This window comes from Thermotomaculum hydrothermale (assembly GCF_016592575.1).
In the GTDB taxonomy this organism is placed as follows: domain Bacteria; phylum Acidobacteriota; class Holophagae; order Thermotomaculales; family Thermotomaculaceae; genus Thermotomaculum; species Thermotomaculum hydrothermale.
The window spans coordinates 1,262,501-1,278,139 of sequence record NZ_AP017470.1 but is presented as its reverse complement, the minus strand read 5'-3'; the positions used below and the strand labels follow the sequence as shown (position 1 = coordinate 1,278,139).

General features: G+C 31.6%; 13 protein-coding genes (1 of these 13 running past the window's edge). 4 read left to right on the top strand and 9 right to left on the bottom strand.

Annotation, left to right across the window (positions count from 1 at the left end):
- The first annotated feature begins 225 nt into the window (after nt 1-225).
- Together rpsU and TTHT_RS05860 are read left to right on the top strand one after the other, a co-directional pair.
- On the top strand, nt 226-435 hold the full coding sequence (gene rpsU / locus TTHT_RS05865) for a 30S ribosomal protein S21 (RefSeq protein ID WP_201327047.1): 210 nt from the start codon (nt 226-228) through the stop codon (nt 433-435).
- Nucleotides 410-2,722 carry an endonuclease MutS2 gene (locus TTHT_RS05860; RefSeq protein ID WP_201327046.1) on the top strand — a complete coding sequence of 771 codons (2,313 nt, stop codon included), beginning with the start codon at nt 410-412 and terminating at the stop codon, nt 2,720-2,722. Before rpsU ends, TTHT_RS05860 begins: the two co-directional genes overlap by 26 nt.
- 1 nt (nt 2,723) lies before the next feature.
- Here the strand turns inward: TTHT_RS05860 and TTHT_RS05855 are convergent, their stop codons facing one another.
- Genes TTHT_RS05855 through TTHT_RS05815 form a run of 9 tightly spaced genes read right to left on the bottom strand, consistent with a single transcriptional unit; the run spans nt 2,724 to nt 14,555 of the window.
- The gene (locus TTHT_RS05855; protein ID WP_201327045.1) at nt 2,724-3,686 is read right to left on the bottom strand and encodes a sodium:calcium antiporter; all 963 of its coding nucleotides are present in this window, start codon (nt 3,684-3,686) and stop codon (nt 2,724-2,726) included.
- Nucleotides 3,686-4,000, bottom strand: a complete 315-nt coding sequence (locus TTHT_RS05850; RefSeq protein WP_201327044.1) for a 6-carboxytetrahydropterin synthase — start codon at nt 3,998-4,000, stop codon at nt 3,686-3,688. The genes TTHT_RS05855 and TTHT_RS05850 overlap by 1 nt, the downstream gene beginning before the upstream one ends.
- Nucleotides 4,001-5,392, bottom strand: coding sequence for a UDP-N-acetylmuramate--L-alanine ligase (locus tag TTHT_RS05845; RefSeq protein WP_201327043.1), 1,392 nt, complete (start codon nt 5,390-5,392; stop codon nt 4,001-4,003).
- Nucleotides 5,376-7,922 carry an efflux RND transporter permease subunit gene (locus tag TTHT_RS05840; protein WP_201327042.1) on the bottom strand — a complete coding sequence of 849 codons (2,547 nt, stop codon included), beginning with the start codon at nt 7,920-7,922 and terminating at the stop codon, nt 5,376-5,378. Before TTHT_RS05840 ends, TTHT_RS05845 begins: the two co-directional genes overlap by 17 nt.
- A gap of 38 nt (nt 7,923-7,960) precedes the next feature.
- Nucleotides 7,961-9,184 (bottom strand): PAS domain S-box protein, encoded by a 1,224-nt coding sequence (locus TTHT_RS05835; protein WP_201327041.1) that lies wholly within the window; start codon nt 9,182-9,184, stop codon nt 7,961-7,963.
- A 17-nt stretch (nt 9,185-9,201) separates the two neighbouring features.
- A complete protein-coding gene (locus TTHT_RS10990; protein ID WP_201327040.1) occupies nt 9,202-9,636 on the bottom strand; it encodes a type II secretion system protein in 435 nt (144 codons plus the stop codon).
- Between the two features lie 55 nt (nt 9,637-9,691).
- The gene (locus TTHT_RS05825) at nt 9,692-11,683 is read right to left on the bottom strand and encodes a glycosyltransferase family protein (protein ID WP_201327039.1); all 1,992 of its coding nucleotides are present in this window, start codon (nt 11,681-11,683) and stop codon (nt 9,692-9,694) included.
- A gap of 12 nt (nt 11,684-11,695) precedes the next feature.
- Nucleotides 11,696-12,904, bottom strand: coding sequence for a type II secretion system F family protein (locus tag TTHT_RS05820; protein WP_201327038.1), 1,209 nt, complete (start codon nt 12,902-12,904; stop codon nt 11,696-11,698).
- 1 nt (nt 12,905) lies between these two features.
- Nucleotides 12,906-14,555: a GspE/PulE family protein gene (locus TTHT_RS05815; protein ID WP_201327037.1), complete on the bottom strand. Its 1,650-nt coding sequence runs from the start codon at nt 14,553-14,555 to the stop codon at nt 12,906-12,908.
- Between the two features lie 105 nt (nt 14,556-14,660).
- Here TTHT_RS05815 and TTHT_RS05810 point away from each other — a divergent pair, with 105 nt between their 5' ends.
- Together TTHT_RS05810 and lepB are read left to right on the top strand one after the other, a co-directional pair.
- Nucleotides 14,661-14,975 carry an STAS domain-containing protein gene (locus TTHT_RS05810; protein ID WP_201327036.1) on the top strand — a complete coding sequence of 105 codons (315 nt, stop codon included), beginning with the start codon at nt 14,661-14,663 and terminating at the stop codon, nt 14,973-14,975.
- Nucleotides 14,976-14,989: 14 nt separating this feature from the next.
- Nucleotides 14,990-15,639: the 5' portion of a signal peptidase I gene (gene lepB / locus TTHT_RS05805; RefSeq protein WP_201327035.1), read on the top strand. It continues 40 nt past the right edge of the window; 650 of the gene's 690 nt are visible here — the first part of the coding sequence; the start codon lies at nt 14,990-14,992; the stop codon falls past the right edge of the window.

Genomic DNA, 15,639 nt, shown 5'->3' with positions numbered 1-15,639 from the left:
TTCCTCTCCAATCAATTCTATCTCTTTGCTTAAAATAAAGTCAAGGGATAAGCCTAAAAAACGACATAGGTGTTTTTTCCAATTTTATATTATAATTACCAGGATTTTAAAAATGTAATATTTCTCTTATTTTTTCTTGAAAAAATGATTTAAAAGTTTTAAAATTATAAAGCCTGTGTGTATTTTTTTTGTTTAAATATAAAAGGAAATGGGGTGAGAGGCTAAATGATTACAGTAGAGGTTAGGGACGGCGAGAGCTTTGAAAACGCGTTGAAGAGATTTAAGAGAAAATGCGAAAAAGTGGGGATTCTTTCTGAAATCAAGAAGAGGCAGCATTACGAAAAGCCAAGTGAAAGAAAGAAGAAAAAGATTCTCGCTGCTCGTAAAAAGATGTTGAAGAAGCTCAGACTTGAAAGACGCCTTAATGGTGATTGATTTTGTTTTTGAAGAACTTGAGTTTGAATCTGCTTTAAAGCAGGTTAAAAAGCACTGCTTTACAGAGCAGGGCTTGAAATTTTTTGATAATTTAAAATTTTATACAAACCCAGATGAAATTGAGAAGGAGCAAAAAAAGCTCCTTCTTTTTTGTTCTGTAATTGAATCAGGTAAAGCTGTTAATCTGGGAGGCGGAAAAATAATTCCCCTGCCAGATTTTTTTTCTCCCCAATTTATACTTTCACCAGAAGAAATTATCTCCCTCTACAAAAACTATTTAATTGCAGAATCCCTTTACAAGAGGTTTTACCAGTATGATGAATTCAAAGAGTATTTTAAGGATTTTGTTCTTTTAACCGAGTTTAAAAATGCTGTGAAAAAAACCTTTGAGCAGGACGGCAGTTTCAAGGAAAATGCAACACCAGAGTTTGCTTCCCTCTATAAAAGTTTCAGAAAAGCTGAAAAATCAATAAAGCAGAGGCTTAATAAAATTCTTGAAAAATATAAAGACTATGTTTTTGAGCCAATAATAACCACAAGAAACGATAGATTTGTTATTCCTATAAACAGAAACTTTAAGGGAAGGCTTGAGTGCCTTGTTCATGATTTTTCTTCAAGCGGAGCAACTGCTTATGTTGAACCTATTGAGGTTGTTGACTTAAACAATAGCCTGATTGAGGTAAAAGGAAAGATTGAGGAAGAGAAAGGCAGGATTTTAAGAGAGTTAACAAAGGTAATTTTAGAGAATAAAGATACCTTTCAAATTGCAGATAAGGTTATTGAGTATTTTGACAGTTTAAATGCAAGGTACAGGTTTATGAAACAGTATAACCTGACTGTGCCTGTGGTTAAGGGTAGCGGAGATGTTTTTTTTAAGCAGGCTGCACATCCCTTGCTTTTGTTTTCAGGTCAGAAGGTTGTAAAGAATGATGTAATTTTAACCCCTGAAAAAAGAATTTTAGTTGTTTCAGGCTCAAACACAGGGGGTAAAACTGTTTTTCTTAAAATGGCAGGGCTTTTAATTTTAATGTCCCAGTGCATAATTCCTGTACCGGTTGAAGATGGAAGTTATTTTACTCCCTTTTCAGATATATTAACTGATATTGGAGACAGGCAGGATATTGCTCAATCTTTATCAACCTTTTCTTCACATTTGACAAGGATTAAGCTTATTTTAAACAGGGCAAATGACTCAAGCCTTGTTTTAATTGATGAATTGGGAACAGGAACAGAGCCGACAGACGGGGCGGCAATTGCAAGGGCTGTTGTGTTAGGGTTGATAAAGAGAAAATCATTTGCAATTGTTACAACTCATCATCAGGATGTTTCAGCTTTAGCCTTTGAATTTGATAAAGTAAGGCTTGCAAGCGTTGACTTTGATGTTGAAACCTTAACCCCAACTTATAGGTTAATTTACGATGTGCCTGGTTTAAGCCATGCGATAGATATTGCTGTAAAATTAGGCCTTCCTGAAGATTTCTTAGAGAATGCAAAAGAGTATTCAAAAAAGGCAAACAGGGATTATTCTCAGTTGATTTCTGTTTTGTCTGAAAAGGTGAAAAGATACGAGGAAATGTTAAAAGATATTGAAGGCAGAAGCAAAAAGGTTAAGGAGAAAGAAGAGAGGATTTTAGAGAGGGAAAAGAAGCTTGAAAAATTGAAATTTGAGCTTGAAAAAGAGATAAAGAGAGATTTTGAGAATTTTATTTCTGATTACAGGAAGGAAAAGGAAAAACTTCTCCACGGGATTAAGGGTGAGTTGAGAAAGAAGGCGGAACAATTTGAAGATAAGGCTATTGATAGGTTTAAACAGGATTTTGTGAAAAAGATTGAGGTTAAAGAAAAAGAGAAAAAGAAAAAAGAGATTAAAAAAGGCTATATGGTTAAACACTCTTTTTTTGGAATAAAAGGGATTGTGGAAGAGGTAAGCGGAAACAAGTTGCTGATAGTTAGTGAAGGTAAAAAGATGTGGGTAAGTAAAGGGGATGTTGAGGTTGTTCAGGAAAAAGTTAAAAAGAATTCTCAAGTTAAAATAAGAACTGGGGCAAAAGAGCAGATGTTTCCCCTTGAATTAAACCTGATTGGGAAGAGGGTTGACGAGGCAATAGACATTATTGAAAAGGAATTGGACAGGGCTATGCTTGAGGGCTTTGAAAAGGTAAGAATTGTACACGGGCATGGAACTGGAAGGCTAAAAAGCGGGATAAGAAGCTATCTTGCAAAGCTTCCATTTGTTAAAAAGATTGAATCTGATTCTAACGACGCAGCAACTGTTGTTTCTTTGTAAATCACTTACTGAAAATATAGTAAAGGTTTAATAGGTAAAAGAGAATAAGAAGGTATGCGTCTATTCTAAATTTTGACTTAATTCTATACTTTAACGAACCTATTGTTATTGAAACAAGGATAAAGAAGATAAGGATTGAAAAGAGAATTGACGGGGAGACGCTTGCAAACATATTTCCCGGATAGAAAAAAGAGGATATCCCTAAAATAAATATGTTGAATATATTGCTTCCAAAGACATTGGCATAAGCCATATCAATCTTTCCTATTTTTACTGCACTTATTGAAACAATTAACTCTGGAAGGGAGGTTGATATTGCTAAAAATAGTTGCCCAACAAAGGTTGAGCCTAAAACAATTGTTTTGGAGTTTATGTTAAATGGTGTTGTTGCCATTTTGTCACAGATTATAGTTAAATAGTATCCTGAAATAACGATAATTGCAGACAGAAATAGAAATAGCAGATACTCCTTCCATAATTCTTTAATTTTCAGGCTTGTTTTTTCTTCTTTTTTATTATGCTTGTTTTCAAATTTGAAGGAAAGATAAATAATGGCAATGTAAAAAATTCCCAGTATTACTCCTGAAATTTTAAGCTTTAAAAAGGTTAAAATCCCTGCAAGGGCAACTATGAAAAGCCCCATTGATGCGTTGAAGATGTTTTCACTTTTTGCTTCATGCATTTTTCTTGAGCCAAGCACCACAACGATTGCTATTACAACCATATTGAATATATTTGAGCCTATCATATTACCGAAGACAAGGTTTGCGCTTTTTAAATGTGCAGCTGAAATTGCAGTTACCAATTCAGGTAAGGATGTTATTGACGCAAGCAAAATAAAGCCAACCATGTTTGAGCCAAATCCAGTTTCATCTCCAATTCTGTCTCCAGATACTGTTAGTTTGTAGCCTGCAAATGTGATAATTATGGAAATTATAAGAAATTTTAAAAGGAGAATTGCCATTACTTAACCCCTCCGCTAAAGTTAACAGTCTCAAATACTTCAATCTTTTTTACTTTTATTTTGTCTTTAAGGTTTTGGTAAATAAAAAGGGCTATGTTTTCTGTTGAAGGAGTTTTTTCTTTGAAGAAATCAATTTCGTTTAGAATTCTGTAATCTAAAAGTTTTAAGGTTTTATCAAATTCCTTTTTTACCTTTTCAACCTTGTCTAACTCAAACTCCCCTATGCAGTAAAAATTGTGTCCGTGTATATCCTCTCCATTATGTATGTGTGAAGCAACAAAGTATTTTTTTAAAACAAAACTATACTCAGCCATTTATTCACCTTGATAAAATTTCTTAACCATTTTCATATAACCCCACGGTGCACCGTTTGACATAAAAAGAAAAACAGAATTTTCAAAATTTCCCTTTCCTAAAAATTCCTCAAAATCCTTTTTGTTATTTAAGTTTACGATATTTTCTCCTTCAGGTGGAGTAAAATTGTCTTTGACAGAATGCCTTTTTTTTGACGGTACAGGAAGAAAAATAGTTAAATCCGCCTGTTTAACAGAATTTTTTAGTTTTTTTCCAAATTTACCGCTTCTCATTGTATTTGTTGCAGGTTCAATTATTGCGATTATTTTTTTGTTCGGGTAAAGTTTTTTCGCTGTTTTTATTGTGTATTCAAATGCGGTTGGGTGATGCGCAAAATCCTGAATAACAGTAATTCCCTTTTTTTCATTTTCATAATAAGTTTCAAACCTTCTGCTTACCCCGTAAAAGCTTTCAATTGCTTCAATTATCTTTTCAGGCTGTAACCCTAAACTGTAACACACGGAAAATGCCGCTGTTAAATTTCTTGCATTGTGTTTGCCGTGAAGGTAAGAGGATAGTGTATATTCATTTGATTCTGTTTTAATTTTGTAAATTGATTTTCCGTTTTTAAATCCAGCGTATTTTACTTTAAAGTCTGAGTTTTTTTTGAAGCCAAAGAGTTTTATCTTTGAAAAGGAGTAATCCTTTAATGAAAGTGTTGTTTTATGGTCGTTATTTAAAAACACAGTCGAGTTTTTAGGACATTTTTTTAAAAGGTGAATAAACGATTTCTTTATATCCTTTAAACTGTCAAATATATCCCCGTGGTCAAATTCAAGATAATTTATAACAAGAAAGTCTGGTGTGAATTTTAAAAATTTGCTTGTTTTGTCAAAAAAGGCTGTATCGTATTCGTCTCCTTCAAGTACAAAGTACTTTGATTCTTCAGAATACTTAAATCCGCTTTTCAACTGAGGAACTATTCCTCCAATTAAAAATGAAGGGTTTAATCCACAGTATTCAAGTATGAATGCAATTAGAGATGTTGTGGTTGTTTTGCCGTGGGTTCCAGTTACCATAATTAATTTCTTGTTTTTTACAAAAAAGGAATTAACAGCTTCTGGAAGTGAAGTAAAAGGAATTTTGTTATCAAGCACAAACTCAACTTCAACATTCCCCCTTGGAATAGCGTTACCGATAATTACTAAATCTTTGTTTTTTACATTTTCTTCAGAGTATTCAAAAATTTCAATCCCGTTTTCTTTTAAAAAGTCACTCATAGGTGGATAAACTCCGCTGTCTGAACCTGTAATTTCGTAACCTGAATTCTTTAAGCCAACTGCTATGTTTCCCATTGCTGTTCCACAGATTCCTGTAAGATGAATCTTTTTGATTTTATCTGTGCAAATCATTATTTTTCCCCTTAAAAATCAGTTTCAGCATTGCAGGGAAGAAAATAATTGATGCTATCCAGCAAGCTGTAACACCAAAAATAGTTGAAAGGCCTAAACTTTTAAATCCTTCAAAGTGGCTTATAAAAAGTGAACCAAAGCCAATTATAGTTGTTAAAGAGGTGAAGGTAATAGCCTTTCCTGTGTGAATTACAGCTTCTGCAATGTTGTAGTCTTTTGAGTTTAAAACCCTGCTTAGTATGTGTATTCCACTGTCAATTCCAATTCCTATAATCATAGGGGTTGCAATAAAGTTGTACATTGATATGTTGTCTCCTGAAAGTTTCAATGCTCCAAGCATTACAATAATTCCTGATAAAAGGGGAATAAATGAAAGTAGAGAATGATATATATTTCTGAAATGGAGATAGACAATAAGGAATACAAGAAATAAAGAAAGCAAACTTGAAAACACAAAGTTCTCTTTTACAAGTTTTCTAATCTCGTTGATTACAACATCAATTCCTGTAATAAAGTCCTGGTTATTTCCTGTTTCTTTAAACACTTTTTCAACTGTCTTAACAATGTCGGAAGTAAATTTTTTGTGCCATAATCCTAACTCAGGGTATATTTTCACTATAATTTCATACTCTTTTTTTTCTTTTGAATACCTTATGTAGTTTTTAAGAAGGGGATAAATTTTTGAATTGACCAGCTTGTTAAATGTAAGAGGGCTGAGGTTGTCAAGCCCTGATTCAATAGAATTTATGTATTTTTTATGGTAATCGGTAATTGCAAATCCTTCTTTATCAAGGAGTTTTAAGAAGTTTTCAGAAATGTTTTTGGGTTTTTCTGTATTGTTGAGGTATTCAATATTTTTCATTTGCTCGTTTAATGGGGGGATAAATGAAAATATTGATTCAATCTTTGAGATTTTTTTGTTTTTTAATGACTTTGTTAAAACTTCAAACTGATTTTCAATCTCATTTTGATTTTTGCCTTTTAACACCACAATGAGGGGTCTCAATGAACCACCTAATTTTTTTGTTAGAAAAGTCTGGGTTTGTAAGGCAGGGTTTGTTCTGCTTCTTAAATCTCTTAAACTTGTGGCAAATTCAAGCCTTAAAGCAAAAATAAGGAAAAATATAACAAATAGAATTGATAAAATTACTATTTTTTTTGGATGCTCATCCACTATTTTGTGAAAGAATTTTGTTCCAAATCCTGATATTTTTTTGGGCTTGTAAACATTTTTCCTGAAAGAGAGGGTTAAAGGGATAATTAACAGGCATGCAAATAAAGTGGATACTATCCCTAAAGAAGCCACAATTCCAAATTCTCTTAACCCTTTGAAATTTGAGAAAAACATTGATGAGAATGCTGCAGCTGTTGTTAGCCCCCCTGCAATTGTGGCAAAGCCTGTTTCCTCAATTGTTTTTACAAGAGAACTGCGTAAATCCTTGTTTTTTAATTCTTCTTCTAAAAACCTTGAGTAAATGTGTATTGAAAAATCTATTCCCAATCCAACAAGAATTGCACCAACAATTGAGGTAAGAATATTGAGTTTCCCTATTAAAAGATAGGTGAGTCCAAAAGTCCATACTTCTCCTACAATTAATGGTACTGCAGCGTAAAAAATTGAAAATGGGTTTTTAAATCCTAAAATAAATATTAAAAGTACAAGAATGAATGAAAGATATAAAGATGAGAACATATCATTCTGTGCAACATCTTTGTCGTAAAAGGTAATTGCATGAGGGCCTGTAAAGTTAACACTTATCTTTAAAGAAGGGTTTTCAACTTCATCCTGAAAGTCTTTGTTGGTTTTTTTTATAGTTTTGAAAAGCAGGTTCATCGCCCCTGTTGTGTATTTAATGTTGTCAGCATGTCCTTTTGTTTTTACAAAAAATATTTGGAGTGATTTGTCTTTAGAAAAGTAATAGCCATCTACAAGGGAAATTTTTAGCTTACCTGTCATTTCTTTTGAATAAGATTTGAGAAAAGACAGAATATTCAGCGGGTCTTTTTTTATAAATGTCTCTAATCCGCTTCCTGTTTGTATAAGCATTTTATCCTTTTCAATTATTTCTTTCATCTTTTGGTATTTAAAAATGTTTATAAAGTTACTTAACTTGTTGTTTGGAATAATAACCCAGAGATTTTTCAGGAAAAATGGAGTAAACACCATGTTTAGTTTAGTTTCAATATTTGCATCAATTCCATTGAAGTAAGTTTTAAATTCTGGATTTGATTTAAGATTATCAATAAATATTTCTGAATAAAGTTCAATATTTTCAGGGTCACTTTCTCCATCTTTTCTTGATACAGCGACTACTATGCTATTAGTTAGCCCTATATTTTCAATTGTGTAAAGGTAATTTTTCACTTTTTTATTTGAAGAAGGAAGCAAGTCAACTATTCTTGTTGTGTATTCAATCTTTGATGAAAGATAAAGCATAAAAAATGTAAAAAATAAGACAATAAAAGCTAATGTTTTCTTATGTTTGAACACAAAATTTATATACTTTTTACTAAATTCACTTTTATTCATACAGGTTAATTTTATCAGAATATTAAAGATTTTTCTTTTTATTCAGGGAAAATTATCATTGTTATTGCGACTGTTTTTTTATTGTCATCAATTGTTATTGGCGAAAAGACTACATTAGCAGGCAAAACTTTATTTTCTCTGTCTTTTAGAGTTGTTTTTATATTTTGGGTTTGTTTTTCAGATACAACTTTTTTCAGGATATTTTGTATTTGCAAAAGATTTTCTTTTGGTATTAATTCAATAAAAGACATACTTTTTGCTTCTTTTACCGTGTATTTAAAATGTTTTTCGGCTGAGTTATTCCAGTTTGTAATTTTCCCTTTTAAATTAAAGGTTAAAATAGGTACGCCAGCATTCTGGAAAAGAGATTCAAGAAATTTTTTCATGTACTCGTTTTCTTTAAGTAGCCTTTCTAATTGCTTATTCTTGTTTTCAAGCTTATTTTTTAGTATGTTAACTTCTGCTAATTTTTCAGCGGTTTTTGTTGTGGTATTAAGGGCTGATTTAAGAATATCTTCTTCGTCTTTAATTTTTCCCCCTTTATTTTGGTAAATCATTTTAAGAAGCCTATCAGTGGGGTCTATTTTTTTATTTTTTGGTTTAACATAAGATTTTAGTTTTGAAACCTCATTTTTTATTTTTAGAATAATTTCAGGCAACTCTTTTTCAGAGACAACCTTGTGTTTTTCAGCAAAGTTTTTGAAGGTTTCAATTGCTATTGCTTCAAAGGTTTCAAGCACCCCTGTCCCTTCTATTGCAATTGCTTTAAAACTTGGAACTTTTCTGAAATTTAGTTTGTTTTCAAGTTCCTCAACACTTGATATATCAACTAAATCCCGCTTATTGTACTGTAAAACAAGGGGTATTGTTTTTATGTCAAGTCTATTTGCTCTTAAATTTACATGTAGATTGTTTAAACTCTGGACATTTTCTTGAAGTTTTGATTTTTGTGAGTCTGCGACAAAAACAACACCGTCTGCTCCGGCGAGTATTATTCTCCTTGTTGAGTCATAGTGTACCTGTCCAGGGACAGTGTACACCTGAAACTTTATCTTTCTGTTTAATGCCTCTATTTCAAAAGGCATTAAGTCAAAAAAAAGGGTCCTGTCCTCCATCGTGTTGATGGAGAACAGTTCCGTATATTGTATTTGATTAACTAATTCGTGAAGCTTTTGAAGATTTGTAGTTTTCCCGGATAATCCAGGACCGTAATAAACTATTTTTAATAGAACTTCTCTTGTTTGAGTATTTATTTGTACCAACTATGCTCCATTAAAAATTAGTATGCACACCATTGAGTGCCAGCGCCATCGTCATCACTATTATTGTATCTTATTTCACCTGTGCTTGGATTGTATAAATATCCATCAGCTGCAGTAACATCACTGCATGTGACAGGATCTGAATTGACTTCAGTTACAGAATTTGAGTTGTCGATAGGTGATTTTGGAAGTTCTCTTTCAACAAAAAGTGACTGTTGACCAGTAGCAGTTAATTCAGCAGTAGTTGGAAATACTGGTGTTCCGTTTAAAGCACTTTTAGCATAAAAGATCGCAATTGCGGATCTAATATTGCTTATAGTTGCCTTTGCAGAAGCTCTTAATGCTTCCTCTCTCATATCCTGATATTTAGGCATAGCAACAGCTGCTAATATACCAAGGATAACAATAACCATAACCAGTTCAATAAGTGTAAAACCTTTGTTTTTCTTCATTTTTCCCTCCTAAATTAAAATTCTGTTAGAAAATATAACATTTTTCTCAATTTTGTCAATAACAATTGTCGAGTTCTTTCCATAAATTGTTATAAATCACATTATTTTTTGAGTATTTTTTAATCAGTTGTTTGAATTTGTAATCCTCTCCTGTTCTGTCATAAATGCATAGGGTTAAAGCAATTTTTTTTACAAAAATAAAAAATTCTAAATCATTATAAATATTTGCAATTTTTATGGAATTTAGCTCCTTTAACGCTTTGATATAATTTTGATTTTTTATATCTTTTATTGCGTTTATTAAATTTTCAATTTTTTTATTATAAATTCCAGATTTTTTTAATAGGGTTATGTCTTTGTTTATTGGAAGATTAAGCCTGATTTTGCAATCAATATTTAATAGAAATATTTTGGTATTAATATTCTTATTATTGTAAATTTTGTCAAATAAAATATTATTTGTTGTAAATTTTTCTAATTGTGGAAGAAATTTTTCTGTCTCAAATATTACCTCATCATACAATCTATTTTCATAGAGAAAAGCAATATAGGTTAGAAAATTCTTTGGTGTGAAATAGTCTGAAAGGGATTTTTGGAAATATTTTTTAGCTTTAGATATGTTGTTTATATCAGCGTAAGCTTGAGCCATTAGCTTCAACAATGCAAATTCCTTATGAGGATATAGCTTTCCAATTGCTATAACCTCTTTATTAAATCCAAGTTTTTTTAAAATACGTACAGTCCCAAGAAAGGGGACAGTTCTATTAGGCGTTTTTAAAAGTTTTAGATACAAATTTAAAGCATCTTTCAGCTTCCCCTCTTTTTCTAATTCAAGAGCATAGTTTGTTTTTGCAACGATACTATTTTTATAGCTTTCATAATTCTTTTTAGTATAGTATGGCTTGAATGTCCATTTCATATTGTGAACAACTGTTACCCACATTGCATTTACAATTAAAATAATTACAATTACATTTCTAAATTTTGGTTTTAAATATGATAATAATTTGATAAAAGCAAGTATTATGAAAAAAGATGCAATGTAATTTCTATGAAAAAACATAAAGTATAAAGGTAAAAAGGTGGATTCAATACTGTGGAAAAGGAAAAAACTCAATATTCCAAGTGCAATAATTTTGTCTTTATTTATTGCTAAATATGAGATCAAAACTAATGCTAATAATAAAATTAAAGAAAACAAAGTTGAAATAGGAGTAAATAAACTTTTTGAATGAATAATATCGGCAAATAAGTAAATTTTATTTTGAAGAGGCAAGAAAATATTTTGAATGTATAAAATTAATATCCTTAATTCTGTGAAGAATCTTTCAAAAGGGGAAAATCCTCTCCTTATAAATGTAACTGCAAAAAAATTCTTGCTAAAAAAGTACAGGAAGATTAAAAATAAACCACCTGTTATATAAACCACGATTATGTCTTTTTTGCTTCCGTTTTTCAGATAATAATGGAGTAAAAAAAAGCCTATAAAAAGTATTCCACTTTCTTTTGAAAGAGTAGACAGAATTACAAAAAAAATTGCTAAAACTAAGTTTTTAAATTCCCTGTTTTCTTCCCATTTTAAATAATAGAGAGTGCCTATCCCCCCAAAGAAAGCCATTAAAGAAGTCATTCTCTGAACAATATAAGTTACACCAAAAAGATTAACTGGGGATACTGCCCAAAAGAGTGCAGAAAAAAAAGAGATTTCTTTATTTTTAGTTAATTTGAGGGCAATATGGTAAAAAATCATGGTGTTAAAAAAATGAATAAGCACATTAATTATAATAAATGAGTGAAGTTGTCCGTTAAAAATGTAATGGTTTAAATAGAAACTTAAATATGAGAGAGGCCTGTATCCACCCTGGTGAAAGGTTATTGCGTTAATCAATGAATGAATGTTAAATCCATTTCCTAATAAATTATAGTTAAAAACATTAATAAAATCGTCATAGTATATTTGAGGATTTTTTATGACATTGAAATAACAAATTATTATTGCAACTAAAAAAATAAGATAATTTATATAAATATTTAATTTTTTATTCATTTATATTTTCCTCTACTTAAACAAACTCATCATATTCCACATAGGCAAATAAATTGCCAGAGCAAAGAATAGCACAATTACAGCCAGTCCTGCAATGAGGATAGGTTCAATTAATGTTGATAAATTTTTTATTGTATAATCCACTTCTTTTTCGTAGTAGTTTGCCACTTTCATTAGCATATAATCAAGTTTTCCTGTGTTTTCCCCTATTGTAACCATCTGGACAACCATATCTGTGAAGTATTTACTTGCTTCCATTGGTTCGGCAAGGGTTTTGCCCTCAAGGATAGCATTTTTTACCTGGATTATAGCATTTTCAATAACAACATTGTTGGTAACACCTGCAACGATATCAAGAGCCTGAACAATAGGCACTCCGGATTGAATCATTAAAGAAAGCACTCTTGTAAATCTCTCTAAATATATCTTTAAAAACAAAGGGCCAAAAATATATATTTTTAGTTTAAACTTATCAAACTTCCGCCTCCCTTTTTCTGTATTAACCCATTTTCTAAAAAGCAGGTAGAGTAAAAGAATAATTAGAATTAAAAGCCACCAGTAATTTTTCAAAAACATATAGATTCCAAAAAGCATTCTCGTAGGTAATGGCAATTTTTTCCCGAATTTCCCGTACACTTTTTGAAATTGTGGAACCACAAACCACATTAAAATTAAAAATGCAATCGATAAGGCTGTAATGACTAATTTTGGATACCTTGTTGCTGTTTTTATTTTTTCTTTTGTTTCTTTTTCATTTTCTAAGATTAGTGCTATTCTGTCTAAAATCTCAGGTAAAACACCTCCTTCTTCAGCCACTAAAACCATATTAATTTGCATTCTCGTAAAAATATCAGGGTATAGGCTCATTGCTTCAGACAGAGATAGGCCTTCTTCAATTTTTTCTTTTACATTTGCAATGGCTTTTTCAAATTTTTCATTTGTCAATTGTTTTCTAATAATTTCTAAAGATTGAATTAGAGGGACTCCCGCATCAATCAATGTTGCCAATTGCCGGAAGAAAAGTATTTGCTCGGTAATGGTTATTTTTTCCGGGAAAATGTGTAGACTTAAAATCCCACTTTTTTTAATTTCCTGAATTTTAATAGGAATGTAATTTAATGAATTTAATTTTTCATAAAGTTGTTTTTCTGTTTCGGCTTCATAGGTGTTTTCTATAAGATTCCCAAATTCATCCCTTGCTTTTACAAAGAATTTAGCCATTTTACTCTGTTATCCTTGTTACTCTCAAAACTTCTTCCAAAGTTGTAATTCCATCCAAAACTTTCTGGAATCCATCCTGTTGCATTGTCTTGTATCCGGATAATTTTGCTTTTTGAATAATCTCATCTGGTGTTTTTTTCTCTACAATCATTTTTCTTATTTCACTATTTATAACTAAAATCTCATAAATACCCGTTCTTCCTTTATACCCGGTATTTGAACAAAAGGAGCATCCTTTACCTTTTTTTAATACTAATGGTTTATCAAGGGGATAGCCTAAAACTATTTTTTCATCGTCTCTTGCATTGTATTTTGTTTGGCAATTGGGGCAAATCTTTCTTACAAGTCTTTGCCCGATAATTGCTCTTATTGATGATGCTAACAAAAAGGGTTCTATTTCCATTTCAACCAGTCTTGAAATTGTGGAAGATGCGTCATTAGTATGAATAGTTGATAATACAAGGTGTCCTGTTAGTGCTGCTTGAACTGCAATCTCTGCAGTTTCCCTATCCCTGATCTCTCCAACCATAATAATATCCGGGTCCTGTCTGAGGATAGCCCTCAATCCGTTTGCAAAAGTAATACCAGCCTGTGGATTAACCTGCACCTGGTTAATATTGTCAAATTGATATTCTACAGGGTCTTCAACAGTAATTATGTTTTTATCTTCTGAATTTAACTCTTTTAAACAAGAATACAGGGTTGTTGTTTTCCCGCTTCCTGTTGGTCCGGTTACCAGAATAATGCCGTTAGGTTGCTTTAATAATTTTTTAATTATCTCTAAATGCTGTTTATTTAAGCCTAAAGAATGCAAGTCAACTGATGCAGATGATTTATCAAGCAATCTCATAACTATTTTTTCACCATATATGGTGGGAAGGGTAGATACCCTGATATCGTAATCTTTTGTCCCTAATTTTAGCTGGATTCTTCCATCCTGAGGTGTTCTTTTTTCTGCTATATCCATATTGGAAAGTATCTTTATCCTTGATATTACTGCAGATGCAAGTGACGAGGGAATGTTGAAATCCTGTTCTCTTAAAACTCCATCAATCCTGTATCTTACCCTTAATCTTGCTTTCCCTGGCTCTATATGTATGTCACTGGCTTCCTTTTGAGATGCTTGCATTAAAATATTGTTGACCAGTTTGATAACTGGTTTGTCCAGCAAATCACTTTCTGCCCCCTCTACTTCCTGATTTAAAACTTCCAGTTCTGTTTTTGCATAAAGATGCTCTAACGCCTGTTCAATTTCTCTTTCACTGCTTACCACTACATTAACCTTTTTCCCGGTCATTGATGCAATATCATCAATTAAATAAATGTTTAAAGGGTCTGCAACTGCAACAGTCAGGGTATCATCAACAAGAAAAAGTGGGATTACTTTGTTTCGTTTACAGAAGTTTTCAGGGAGAATTCCTACCACCTCTGGGTCAAAAAGCATATTGCCCACTTCAAGATAGGGGATATTTAATTGCTGGCTAATAGCCTTTAAAATATCCTCTTCACTTACAAAATTTAATTGAATTAATGCCTCTCCCAGCCTTAAATTGTGTTTTTTTGAGTAAGTTAAGGCTTCTTCAAGTTGTTTTTGAGTTATTAATCCAGCTTCAATTAATATTTGACCTATTTTTTTTCGTTCTTTTGCCATATATACACCTTTTTTTGATATATTTAAGTATAATGTAAAATAAATTTTGTTGTCAACAAAAGTATTGTATAATATTTTAAGAATAAAGAAATTAGGAGAGGTAGTATGTTATATGTAGAAGAAAATGCCGACAGTTTAAAAGGGTATGTCACTGTTTTAGTAAAAGGTAAAATAGACACGATAGGTAATGACATACTAAAGAATAAAGTTGAGCCTTTCCTTGAAGACCCTAATTTTAAAACAATAGAAATAAATTTAAAGGATTGTGATTTTATCACATCTGTTGGATTGGGAGCACTTGTTGCTCTTCATAAAAGAGCGGAAGAGTTGGGGAAAAAGATAATTTTTACTGAGTTGCATAAAAATGTGGAAAGTATTTTTAAAATAACAAACCTCTATAACTATTTTAATATAGAATAAGGATAATTTAATTTATGCTTCAATTTAAGAAAAGTGAATTAAGGGATTATTTTGAGACTATACTAATAGGAATTCTTGCGGTTACCTTTGCTAAAACATTTGTATTTCAAAATTTTAAAATTCCAACTTCTTCTATGGAAGATACTTTATTGATAGGAGATCATTTAGCAGTAAATAAATTTATATTTGGTCCGGTTAGTTTTGCATGGGAAAAGAAGGTTTTTCCCCAAAGGGATATTAAAAGGGGAGATGTGATAGTATTCAGGTCTCCTGAAAACACAGATATAGATTTTATAAAAAGGGCTATAGGGTTGCCTGGAGACATTTTAGAAATAAAAGATAAGCAGGTTTATATTAACGGGGAAAAACTCGACGAGCCTTATGTTGTTTTTAAAGATAAATACAATATTTATAGAGACGGACCTTTAAAAGTCAGGGATAATTTTGGGCCTGTTAGAATACCAAAAGGGTATTACTTTGCTATGGGGGATAATAGAGATAATAGTGATGATAGCAGATTCTGGGGGTTTGTCCCACGGGAGTACATAAGGGGAAGAGCAGTGGTTGTGTGGTGGAGTTACCCTGAAGAAAGAGGCGCCTATAGAAAAACAGGTTTGTTTAATTTTGTCAAAGATGTGCTTGATAAAACAATACACTTTTTTAC

What these genes read in the sequence shown, in the direction of transcription:
- TTHT_RS05845 (WP_201327043.1), bottom strand. Translation starts at nt 5,392, where the DNA reads ATGATTTGCACAGATAAAATCAAAAAGATTCATCTTACAGGAATCTGT.
- TTHT_RS10990 (WP_201327040.1), bottom strand. Translation starts at nt 9,636, where the DNA reads ATGAAGAAAAACAAAGGTTTTACACTTATTGAACTGGTTATGGTTATT.
- TTHT_RS05840 (WP_201327042.1), bottom strand. Translation starts at nt 7,922, where the DNA reads ATGAATAAAAGTGAATTTAGTAAAAAGTATATAAATTTTGTGTTCAAA.
- rpsU (WP_201327047.1), top strand. Translation starts at nt 226, where the DNA reads ATGATTACAGTAGAGGTTAGGGACGGCGAGAGCTTTGAAAACGCGTTG.
- TTHT_RS05825 (WP_201327039.1), bottom strand. Translation starts at nt 11,683, where the DNA reads ATGAATAAAAAATTAAATATTTATATAAATTATCTTATTTTTTTAGTT.
- TTHT_RS05820 (WP_201327038.1), bottom strand. Translation starts at nt 12,904, where the DNA reads ATGGCTAAATTCTTTGTAAAAGCAAGGGATGAATTTGGGAATCTTATA.
- TTHT_RS05810 (WP_201327036.1), top strand. Translation starts at nt 14,661, where the DNA reads ATGTTATATGTAGAAGAAAATGCCGACAGTTTAAAAGGGTATGTCACT.
- TTHT_RS05815 (WP_201327037.1), bottom strand. Translation starts at nt 14,555, where the DNA reads ATGGCAAAAGAACGAAAAAAAATAGGTCAAATATTAATTGAAGCTGGA.
- TTHT_RS05855 (WP_201327045.1), bottom strand. Translation starts at nt 3,686, where the DNA reads ATGGCAATTCTCCTTTTAAAATTTCTTATAATTTCCATAATTATCACA.
- TTHT_RS05850 (WP_201327044.1), bottom strand. Translation starts at nt 4,000, where the DNA reads ATGGCTGAGTATAGTTTTGTTTTAAAAAAATACTTTGTTGCTTCACAC.